Genomic DNA, 12,951 nt, shown 5'->3' on the forward strand with positions numbered 1-12,951 from the left:
TCCTGATGAATTAAAATCATCAGGATTTTTTATTAATATTTAAATATCTTTTCAATTATTAAAAAAATATTAAATATTCAACAATATTCATAATTATAGAAATTACTAATTAAAATTTATATAAAAAATTGACTTTTAATACTTACATTTGCATCCCTTATTGAGAAATATGAAAAAACTTTTACTAACCATTTGTACATTTCTTTGTCTATTATTCAATGCACAGCTTGACACCGATCATTGGTTTGCTCCGATGGCTTCAAAGTCTGGTACAGGGAATCTTCAGGGATATTTATATTTATCCACCAATGAAACCACTCCCTTCAGTGTGCAAATTTATAATAGCAATGCTCTTTATACCACAGTACAGGTTAGTAAAGGAAATCCCGCTCAGGTAAGTATTCCAAACAGTTTTTTAATCACTACTAATCCATCGGATTTATTTAGTCCGAATTCAATGGGAGTTTACCTGAAAGGAACAAAAAAATTCTTTGCCAATTATAGATTTTCGGTTCCCAATCACGCTGAAATTATTACCTCTAAAGGTTTAGCCGGATTAGGAAAAACGTTCTACGTAGGAATGGCACCAATAACAGGTGCTGCAACTTATGTAAACTCTACCATAGGAGTTACTGCTACGGAAGACAATACTTCGGTTGTGATATCAGGATATAATCCGAATGTTGTTTTCTCAGATGGCTCCTCAAGCCCAACAAAAACATTTACCTTAAATAAAGGAGAATCCTATATCGTAGATGCTTTAAGTACAGATTCGGCAGTGAATCTTGATGGGTTAATCGGGGCGAAAATTCAATCTTCGAAACCGATTTCTGTTACCAACGGAAATTTTAACGGAATTTATACCAATTTAAATTTCACCAACAACGATATCCTTATGGATCAGGCAGCTCCTATAGACAGACTGGGAAAAGAATTTGTTGTGGTAAAAGGAAACGGAACCGTAGTTTCCGAAATGGAAACTGCCCTGATTGTAGCCACACAAAACAACACTCAAATTACAATTAACGGCATTGCTACAGGAATTACACTGAATGAGGGACAATATTACATGGTTCCAAGTAATAATTATATACAGCACGGAACCGGAGATAATTATAACATGAGCATTTCTGCCAATAACAACATCTATGTTTATCAGCTATTAGCAGGAGTTTCTTCTACAACCGGAGGCAATGAATATGCTACAGGTGGAATGAATTTCATCCCGCCTTTGAGTTGCTTTATGCCCAATAAAGTAGATGAAATAGGATTTATCAATCAAATCGGGAATCAGACATTTAATACCCGCCTCAACATTATCACCCAAACCGGAGCAACCGTAACTTTAAACGGAAATCCGATTGCTACAGCTAACGGACCTTATCCTGTGAACGGAAATCCTAACTGGGTTACCTATACTGTTCCTAATATTACAGGAACTGTTACCGTAAATTCTACCAAATCTGTAACCGCAGGAATTGCAGCAGGAAGCGGAGCGGTAGGTTACGGAGGTTATTTTGCAGGGTTTTCCTCTGTCCCTGTAATTTCAAAAACCGGAGATTGCTATCTCGGAATTTTGCTTCAGGTAGATAACACTTACGATAATTATCAATGGTATCTGAATGGAAATCCTATTCCGGGAGCCACTTCATATTCCGTCAATCCCGAATTATACGGCGCAGGAAACTACACCTGTATGGTTTCTAAAAACAATTGTGGTTCTTTGCTTACTGATGCCTATTCCTATACATTGTGTCCTCCGATCACAACGACAACGTATAACATTGGTTCATGCAATACAAAAGTGATTACACCAGTATTCACAAATTCTACACAGGCTATTGTTCCGGGTAATACAAGCATTATTTTAGCTCCTACTTCCGGAACAGCAACCGTTAATTCTGCAACGGGGCAAATTACCTATACTCCCAATGCAGGACTTACAGCAGATACAACAGATAGTTTCATTTACTATATAGAAGGAAACGGAAGCCCTGCAAGTTTTGAATATTTTAAAATTATCATCAATACAGATGTTTTACAGACTACAAATACATCGTTAACTTCATGTGCAGATATCAGCGGAAACGGGACGTTTAACTTAACTACGGCTAATGTAACACCAGATTCGGGAACTACGGTACAGTATTTCACGAATGCAGCATTAACAGGAACTCCGATTGCAGTACCGACAACTTATTCGGGACCGGCCGGAACGATTTACGCAAACGTAACATCATCGTATGGATGTACAAAAGTAGCACAAATCAATTTAACCACTACTCCATCTCCAAACATCAATACGAGTAATTATAATGCAACGCTTTGTGATGATAATTTTGATGGCATCGTGAATGTAAATTTCTCAAGTATTACTCCTGTTATTGTAACCAATTCTGCAAATTTCAATGTAAGATATTATTTACTTCAGTCAGATGCAAATGCAGGTAATAATAATACACTTCCTGCAAACTGGACCTATACAGCCAACACAACTGTTTGTGTGAGAGTAGACGCGCTTACCGGAAGCTGCCCTGCTGTTTTTGGTCAGATTAATTTTACCATAGGAAACAGAATTACCTTAATTACAGGAAATGCTGCAACAGATGTTTGCGACAGTGATATCAGTGGTTCTGAAATGGTAAATTTAAATGATTATAAAAATCTTTTTACTGCGAATGCAGGAGTAAGTCTTACATTCTACTCTACACTGGCTAATGCACAAGCGGGAACTAATGCAATTTCACCGAACCAGAATATTTCTGCTCTTAGCAATACTTTCTACATCAGGTTCACTTCCGCTACAGAATGTCCGAGTACAGGCGTTTTAACAATCAATTTAAAAACACCAAAAAAATCTACCCTACTTGTCGATAAAGTAGTATGTCTTAACGATACAACAACATTAGATGCAGGTTCAGGATTTACTTCCTATTCCTGGAGTACCGGAGCCACTACACAATCTATCATTGCGGGAGCGGGAAATTATTATGTAGATCTTGGATTTAACGGATGCGTGTACAGACAGTATGTGAAGATCACAACTGCTGAATCTCCCGTTATTTCTAAAATTGAAGTTTCAGGATATAACGCTACCATTACCGTTACCGGAGGAACTCCTCCGTACCAATATTCATTAAACGGAATAGACTATCAGACATCTAATATTTTTACAGGTCTTTCCAGAGGAATGCATACTGTTTATGTTTTAAGTAAAGACGGATGCTCTCCGGTTATTAAAGAATTTTTAGTGTTAAATCTTATCAATGCGATTACGCCGAACGGAGACGGACTTAACGACGTACTGGATTATTCCGACTTAAGAATTAAACAAAATGTTTCAATCGAAGTCGTAGATCGTTACGGAGCTCCCGTATACAGATCATCTGATAAAAATTATACCTGGGACGGAAAAATTAATGGCAGACCCTTATCAACAGGCACATACTGGTATTTATTAAAATGGAATGAACCTGACACAAAATTACCGGTTTCATACTCCGGATGGCTATTAATTAAGAATCGTTAATAATTTTTAAACTTTCTTTTATTTTTCGTTAACATTTATTAAATATTATTTTAAATTTGTAGAAATCATAATTAATTGTATATGAGAAGATTTCTACTGTCTTTCGTATTGATATTTTGTACGATTAACACGCTTTTTGCCCAAAGAGACACCGATCACTGGATTGCTCCGTTTTATACATCGGTTACAGGATATAACAATGCTGTATATCTTTCTACGGATTCAACAACTCCGTTTGATGTAAGAATATACAATAACAATAACCTTATTCAGACGGTTTCGGTTGCAAAAGGAGCACCCGTTTCGTATGCTATCGCCGCTAATCTCATCAATGGGACAACTACCGCAGATGCCTTTACAGTAGGTACAAAAGGTTTATATCTTAAAGGAGACAAACCGTTTTACTGTACTTTAAGATCCGCTCAGACGGCGCATGGAGAAATCATTACCTCTAAAGGTAAGGCAGGAATAGGAAAAAAATTCTATGTGGCAGCAACTCCCAGTACAGCAAGCAGTTCCGGTAATAATTTTACAGCAGGAATTCTGGCTACCGAAGACAATACATCGGTTACCGTATCATGGAATACTGCAGGTTTAGTTTTTATCGGAGGTACTCCCGGAGGAAATTCACAAACCTTTACTTTAAATAAAGGACAATCTTATATTTTAGCCGGAAATCATTTAACCTCTGCTAATTTAAATGGCTTCATCGGTGCTAAAGTAGTTTCAGATAAACCTGTAACCCTTACGAATGGAAATGCTAACGGAAACTTTGCAACAAATACTTCTGATGGCTCAGATTTAATTATGGATCAGTCGGTTCCGGTGGAAAGACTGGGGAATACTTTTGCCATGGTAAAAACCAAAGCAACCAATCCAGCCCTGAACATGGAAGGTGGAATTGTTATTGCCACAGAAGACAATACCCAGATTTTTATTAATGGAGCCACAACACCTGTTGCCACAATTAATGAAGGCGAATGGTATAGAATTAACGAGACAAGCTACGTAGAACAAACTGCAGGAAGCGGACATTTTAATATGTTCATTTCAACTTCCAAAAATGTTTATTTATATCAGTTTATAGGAATTCAGGGATTCTCATACAATGGAGGATACAATTATATTCCACCTTTGAACTGCTTCCTTCCAAGAAAAATCGATGAGATCGGAAAGATCAACGAAATGCCGGGTGTTTCCGGAGTTACTTTAAAGTTAAACATCTTAACTGAAGCAGGTGCTGCCGTTACGTATAGCATCGACGGCGGAGCGGCAACCACTCCAACCGCCGCTCAGGGACCTTATCCTTTAACAGGAAACACCAACTGGGTAACCTATGCTATTGATAACCCGACAGGAAATGTAGTAGTAACCTCAACGAAAGCAGTAACAGCCGGAGTAAACGGAGGATACAGCACTGCAGGTTATGGAGGATATTTCGCAGGATTCTCTTCCATTCCTATTATTGCGAAAAAAACAGGCGAATGTGTCCCGGGGATTATTCTTGAGGTTGACGACAGCTATGAAACCTACCAGTGGTTCCTGAACGGAAACCCGATCACCGGAGCAACACAAAACGTTTATACGCCTACCGTAGCAGGAAACTATACCGTGAAAGTAACCATGGGAACCTGTCCGCCGGTTACCACTCCCATCTATAAAGTTTTTTCATGTGTAAGAAATACAACAGCAGCTCTTAATGCCTGTGCAACGAAAGTCATTACTCCCGCTTTCTCGTTCACCACAACACAGACGCCTGTTGCAAGTACGGTAACCATTCTTACCTATCCGACAAACGGTACAGCAACAGTAAACGGCGCAGGACAGATTACCTACATTCCGAATCCGGGATATTTAGGTCCTGATACTATTGTTTATCAGTTCTGCGGAAATGCACCCGAATTTATTGACTGTGAAAAGGTAACTTTAAATCTTACGGTGGTTCCATTTATTTTAACGGACACAACCATCAAAGCATGTCAGTACAACGGAAAAGGATTCTTTGATCTTACCGCAGCTAATGTAACGACATATTCACCGGTGGTGAAGAAATTCTATCCTACCCTTGCTGATCTGAACGCAGCAACCAACGAAATTACAACTCCTGCCAATTATCTTTCCGCAGCAGGAATTGTCTATGTAAAAGTAACCACCAATGAAGGATGTACAGGAAATGCTAAAATAACTCTGGCTTATCTTCCGACTCCGGTGGTAACAGAAGCTACCATCAGCGAATGTTATCTTGAAAACAATGAAACAAAAGCAGCGTTTAATCTTTCGCTTGCCAATGTTTCCACAGAATCGCCGATTACCAAAAAGTATTATCCGACTTTTGTTGATGCAAGCAACGGAACCAATGAAATCCTGAATCCTTTAGCATATGTTTCCGGAAATGCTTCGGTTTACATCCGAGTATACAACTCCAACGGATGTTATGCAATTGCCAAAGTAAACTTAGTGGTAATTCCTCCGAAAAGATCTACGGTTCTCGTGGATAAGATCATCTGTATCGACGGAAGAACGAATCTTGATGCAGGACCGGGATACCAGTCTTACCTGTGGAGCACAGGAGCAACCACTCAGGTATTATCAGGAGTTCCGGTAGGAGATTACTGGGTTATTCTTAAAGACAACGGATGTTCCGTAAAACAGTTTGTAAGCGTGAAAAAAGCAGTGGATCCTGTGATTTCAGAAATTGAAATTTCAAACAATACAGCAACGGTAAAAGTAACCGGAGGAAAAGCACCTTATAAATACGCCGTGGATTCGCCTACCAACTGGCAGGATTCTAATGTATTTACGGGACTTTCAAGAGGACAGCATATTTTCTATGTGAAAGATGCCTACAACTGTACCCCGATCTTTGTAGAGGTAACGGTTCCGAATTTGTTAAACGCCATCACGCCGAATGGGGATAATAAAAATGACTTCATCGATTACAGCGAACTGGCATACAAGGAAAATTTAAGCTTCGTGATCTACGACCGATACGGAAATAAAATTTTTACAGGAGATAAATTCAACAATTACAAATGGGACGGTAAACATTTCGACAAGAAAATACTTACCGGAACCTATTGGTATCATATCAACTGGAACGAACCCAACAAGGAAAAAACACCGATTAAATATTCAGGTTGGATCCTTGTTAAAAATATTGACTAAGCAATACAAAAGCTGAATCTTAAAGCCACGATCAAAAATCGTGGCTTTTTTACGTATTTATAATCATTTTTTTGGAAATATTATTAAGAACATATTAAATATTCTGTTATTTTTGCAAGAATCCTAATTCTATAATTATGAATAAAACTCTACTGTCTTTTATACTGATGCTTTTCGGCATAAGTACTCTTTTTGCACAGAGGGATACAGAGCACTGGATCGCACCTTACTATGCATCCACAACAGGATATACCAATGCTGTATATCTTTCTACCGACTCTACTACCCCGTTTGATGTGAAAATCTACAGCAACAATGCACTGCTTACTACTGTTACCATCAGCAAAGGAAATCCTCAAACGTATTCGGTTCCTCTTGTAAATATAACAGCTACAGCTACAACAGATGCTTTTACTGTAATCAATAAAGGGCTTTATCTGAAAGGTGATAAGCCATTTTACTGTACTCTAAGATCTGCTCAGACCGCTCATGGTGAAATCATAACCTCGAAAGGCAAAGCAGGAATCGGGAAATTATTCTTTGCAGCTAATGCACCCAATACAACCGCAGGAACCGGATCGGGCAACAATTTTACAGCAGGAGTTCTCGCTACAGAAGACAATACATCAGTTACCGTAACCTGGACAACCTCAGGAATTCAGTTCATAGGTGCTCCCTCCACTTTTACAGGAAATACTCAAACCTTTACTTTAAATAAAGGGCAATCTTATATTTTAGCCGGGAATAATAGTACTCCGGCAAACCTTACGGGATTTATCGGAGCCAAAATAGTTTCAGATAAGCCCATTAGTTTAACCAACGGAAGCGCCAACGGAAACTTTGGAGCAGGAGGTTCGGGCGGTTCAGATTTAATTATGGACCAGTCGGTTCCCGTGGAAAGACTTGGGAATACTTTTGCTATGGTAAAAACAAGATCTACCGCTCCTGCCGAAAACATGGAGGGTGGAATTGTGATAGCCACAGAAGACAATACCCAGATATTTGTGAATGGAGGAACGACTCCTCTAGCAACAATCAATGCCGGAGAGTGGTTTAGAATTAATGAAACGAATTACATTCAGCAGGGAACAAGCGGACATTTCAATATGTTAGTCTCTACTTCTAAAAATGTATATTTGTATCAATTAGTAGGAGTAGGTACTTCAAACAATACAGGAGGATACAATTATATCCCGCCTTTAAACTGCTTCCTTCCAAGAAAAATCGATGAGATCGGAAAGATCAACGAAATGCCGGGTATTTCAGGCATCACTTTAAAATTAAATATTTTAACAGAGACAGGAGCCGCTGTTACGTACAGCATCGACGGTGGACCGGCAACCACTCCAACCGCCGCTCAGGGACCTTATCCTTTAACAGGAAACACCAACTGGGTAACCTATGCTATTGATAACCCGACAGGAAACGTTACGGTAACCTCAACGAAAGCAGTAACAGCCGGAGTAAACGGAGGTTACAGCACCGCAGGATACGGTGGGTATTTTGCAGGATTCTCTTCTATTCCTTTAATTGCAAAACAGACAGGAGACTGTATTCCGGGGATTATCCTTGAGGTTGATGACAGCTATGAAAGCTACCAGTGGTTCCTGAACGGAAACCCGATCACCGGAGCAACACAAAACGTTTATACGCCTACTGTAGCAGGAAACTATACCGTGAAAGTAACCATGGGAACATGTCCGCCTGTTACCACTCCCATCTATAAAGTTTTTGCCTGTGTAAGAAATACAACAGCAGCTCTTAATGCCTGTGCTACGAAAGTCATTACTCCTGCTTTCTCGTTCACTACAACGCAGACTCCGGTGGCAAGTACGGTAACCATTCTTACCTATCCGACAAACGGAACGGCAACGGTAAACGGTGCAGGACAGATTACCTATATTCCGAATCCGGGATATTTAGGTCCTGATACTATTGTTTATCAGTTCTGCGGAAATGCGCCCGAATTTATTGACTGTGAAAAGGTAACTTTAAATCTGACGGTGGTTCCATTTATTTTAACGGACACAACTATCAAAGCATGTCAGTACAACGGAAAAGGATTCTTTGATCTTACCGCAGCTAATGTAACGACATATTCACCGGTGGTGAAGAAGTTCTATCCTACCCTTGCTGATCTGAACGCAGCAACCAACGAAATTACAACTCCTGCCAATTATCTTTCCGCAGCAGGAATTGTCTATGTAAAAGTGACGACCAACGAAGGATGTACAGGAAATGCCAAAATTACTTTAGCCTATCTTCCGACTCCGGTTGTAACTGAAGCCACCATCAGCGAATGTTATCTTGAAAATAACGAAACAAAAGCGGCATTTAACCTTTCGCTTGCCAATGTATCCACAGAATCGCCGATTACCAAAAAGTATTATCCTACTTTTGTTGATGCAAGCAACGGAACCAATGAAATCCTGAATCCTTTAGCATACGTTTCAGGGAATGCTTCGGTTTACATCAGAGTGTACAATTCCAACGGATGTTATGCAATTGCCAAAGCGAACTTAGTGGTGATTCCTCCAAAAAGATCTACGGTTCTTGTGGATAAGATTATCTGTATCGACGGAAGAACAAATCTTGACGCAGGACCGGGATATCAGTCTTACCTGTGGAATACAGGAGCAACCACTCAGGTATTATCAGGAGTGCCGGTAGGAGATTACTGGGTCATCCTTAAAGACAACGGATGCTCTGTGAAGCAGTTTGTAAGTGTGAAAAAAGCAGTAGATCCTGTGATTTCGGAAATTGAAATTTCAAACAATACGGCAACCGTAAAAGTAACCGGAGGAAAAGCGCCTTATAAATATGCAGTGGATTCGCCTACAAACTGGCAGGATTCTAACGTATTCACGGGACTTTCAAGAGGACAGCATATTTTCTATGTGAAAGATGCCTACAACTGTACCCCGATCTTTGTGGAGGTAACGGTTCCGAATTTATTAAATGCCATCACGCCGAACGGAGACAACAAAAATGACTTCATAGATTACAGCGAACTGGCGTACAAGGAAAATTTAAGCTTCGTGATCTACGACCGATATGGAAATAAAATTTTTACAGGAGATAAATTCAACAATTACAAATGGGACGGTAAACATTTCGACAAGAAAATACTTACCGGAACCTATTGGTATCATATCAACTGGAACGAACCCAACAAGGAAAAAACACCAATTAAATATTCAGGATGGATCCTTGTTAAAAATATTGACTAAGCAATACAAAAGCTGAATCTTAAAGCCACGATCAAAAATCGTGGCTTTTTTGTGACAATATATTATCACATTTAAAAACATAATTTGAATATGTTTAGAAAATTCCATTATTTTTGCATGAATCCTAATTCAACAATTTATGAATAAAATTCTACTGTCTTTTGTACTGATGCTTTTCGGCATGAGTACTCTTTTTGCACAGAGGGATACGGAGCACTGGATTGCACCTTATTATGCATCCACAACAGGATATACCAATGCGTTATATCTTTCAACAGACTCCACCACTCCTTTTGATGTAAAAATTTATAACAATAATACTTTGCTAACGACCGTTACCATCAGCAAAGGAAATCCTCAATCGTATACTGTTTCTGCCAATCTTATTAGCGCAACAACCGCTTCGGAAGCATTGCAGATCATTACAAAAGGAATTTATCTGAAGGGAGACAAGCCTTTTTACTGTACATTGAGGTCTGCACAATCTTCACACGGAGAAATTATTACATCCAAAGGTAAAGCAGGAATCGGGAAATTATTCTTTGTAGCCAACCCACCAAATACCAATGCAGGAACCGGCACTTCCAACAATTTTACTGCGGGAATTCTTGCAACGGAAGACAATACACAGGTTACCGTTACATGGAATACTTCAGGATTGGTCTTTTTAGGAGGATCTCCTTCCGGAACCAATACCCACACTTTTACCCTTAACAAAGGGAAGTCTTACATCATGGCAGGAAATAATGGCACCGCAGCAAATCTTACGGGATTTATCGGAGCCAAAATAGTTTCAGATAAACCCATTACCTTAACCAACGGAAGTTCTAACGGTAATTTCGGAGCATTAAGTTCAAGTGGTTCAGATTTAATTATGGACCAGTCGGTTCCCGTGGAAAGACTGGGGAATACATTTGCTATGGTAAAAACAAGATCTACCGCTCCTGCCGAAAACATGGAGGGTGGAATTGTGATAGCCACAGAAGATAACACTCAGATTTTCATCAACGGCGCCACCGCTCCCATTGCAACGATTAATGCAGGGGAATGGTATAGAATTAATGAAACCAATTATATTCAGCAGGGAGGAGCAAGCGGACATTTCAATATGTTTATTTCAACTTCTAAAAATGTATACTTGTATCAATTAGTTGGTGTAGGAACAGAAAATAACACCGGAGGATACAATTATATTCCGCCTTTGAACTGCTTCCTTCCGAGAAAAATTGATGAGATCGGAAAGATCAACGAAATGCCAAGTGTTTCGGGGGTAACCATGAAGCTTAATATTCTTACAGAAGCAGGAGCGGCTGTTACGGTGAATGGAGCAACTCCAACCGCTGCGCAGGGACCTTATCCTTTAACAGGAAACACCAACTGGGTGACTTATGCTATTACAGGAATTACCGGAAATGTAACGGTAACCTCCACCAAAGCGGTAACTGCGGGAGTGAATGGAGGTTACAGCACGGCTGGTTATGGAGGTTATTTTGCGGGATTCTCTTCCATTCCTTTAATTACAAAACAAACCGGAGACTGTATTCCGGGAATTGTTCTTGAGGTTGATGACAGCTATGAAACCTATCAGTGGTATCTGAACGGAAATCCTATTCCGGGAGCCAATTCAAACAGTTATACGCCGACAGTAGCAGGAAATTACACCGTAAGAATTACAGTAGGATCTTGTGTTCCTGCAATAACTCCTGTCTATAAAGTGTATACCTGTCTTCAGCAGTCTACGAAAGCGCTTACGGTTTGTGAGGGTTATCAGGCAGTAGTTCCTGCCTTTACAAATTCTACACAGACGTATGTTCCGAGTACAGTAACGATTGTTACGCCTCCAGCAAATGGTTCTGCTGTTATTGATCCTAATGGAGTAATTATTTATACCCCAACTTTTGGTTTTACAGGTACAGATACAATAGTTTACAAATTCTGTGGAAACGATCCTGATTTTACAGATTGTGAGCAGGTAACTTTAACGTTTACCGTTTCTGCAAGCCCTACTGTAACGGATGCAACACTGAGATCATGTTTTATTCCGTCTAATCCTGCTACGGCATTATTTGACCTTACAACGGCTCTTGTATCTACCACTACAGGAATTACAAAAAAATATTATCCTTCTTTAACGGATGCACAGCTCGGAACCAATGAAATCCTCAATCCGGCGAACTATATTGCACCCAACGGAGTCGTTTTTGTGAAAGTAAGCAACGCAAACGGATGTTTCAGAATAGCAAAAGTTACTTTAATTGTTCTTCCACCAGTGTATTCCAGCGTTTTGCAGGAGAAGATTATCTGTATCGAAAATAAGACAACTTTAGATGCAGGTCCAGGATTTACAGCGTATTTATGGAGTACAGGTGCAACAACACAGTCAATCAGTAACGTTACCACAGGAACTTACTGGGTAGATCTGAAAACAGGAAATTGTGTAACGAGACAGACGGTAAAAGTCTATGCTTCGGAGCAGCCTGTTATTTCAAGCATTGATATTTCCAATAATACCGTTACGGTAAATGTATTGGGAGGAACAGCTCCTTATCAATACTCTATTGATAATATTCATTGGCAGGATTCCAATGTATTTACCAATGTTCCGAGAGGAAACAATACATTCTATGTAAAAGATTCCTACAACTGTAATCCAATGCAGGTAGAAGTTACCGTACCGAATCTTATCAACGTGATTACTCCGAACGGAGATGGCGTAAATGATATGATTGATTATTCTGCTTTAGGAAACAAGAAAAACCTTGTGTTCAATATTTACGACAGATACGGTACAAAAATGCATGAAGGAAATAAGGAAAACGGATATAAATGGGACGGCTCAGTAGGCGGTAAAAAAATACCTACAGGAAACTACTGGTACGATGTAAGCTGGAACGAGCCAAACGGCAAACAGACCCCGATTAAATATTCCGGATGGATCTTAGTGAAAAACAGAAATTAAGCTTATATATTTCTTTAAATAATACTCTGAAAACCATGATTTTGATATCATGGTTTTTTTTATTTTTT

4 protein-coding genes are annotated in these 12,951 nt (G+C 39.4%); all 4 read left to right on the forward strand.

Translation table 11 applies throughout. From position 1 onward, the window contains the following. Positions 1-169 precede the first annotated feature (169 nt). The 4 genes from QWT87_RS10855 to QWT87_RS10870 all read left to right on the forward strand — a co-directional run bounded on the left by QWT87_RS10855 (position 170) and on the right by QWT87_RS10870 (position 12,883). Positions 170-3,529 carry a T9SS type B sorting domain-containing protein gene (locus QWT87_RS10855; protein ID WP_302716093.1) on the forward strand — a complete coding sequence of 1,120 codons (3,360 nt, stop codon included), beginning with the start codon at positions 170-172 and terminating at the stop codon, positions 3,527-3,529. An 81-nt stretch (positions 3,530-3,610) separates the two neighbouring features. Beyond that, on the forward strand, positions 3,611-6,694 hold the full coding sequence (locus QWT87_RS10860) for a T9SS type B sorting domain-containing protein (protein ID WP_302716094.1): 3,084 nt from the start codon (positions 3,611-3,613) through the stop codon (positions 6,692-6,694). Positions 6,695-6,831: 137 nt separating this feature from the next. Continuing rightward, positions 6,832-9,924, forward strand: a complete 3,093-nt coding sequence (locus QWT87_RS10865; RefSeq protein WP_302716095.1) for a T9SS type B sorting domain-containing protein — start codon at positions 6,832-6,834, stop codon at positions 9,922-9,924. 139 nt (positions 9,925-10,063) lie between these two features. After that, a complete protein-coding gene (locus QWT87_RS10870; protein WP_288461677.1) occupies positions 10,064-12,883 on the forward strand; it encodes a T9SS type B sorting domain-containing protein in 2,820 nt (939 codons plus the stop codon). Positions 12,884-12,951 lie beyond the last annotated feature (68 nt).

The organism is Chryseobacterium urinae (assembly GCF_030518295.1).
Lineage (GTDB): Bacteria > Bacteroidota > Bacteroidia > Flavobacteriales > Weeksellaceae > Chryseobacterium > Chryseobacterium mucoviscidosis.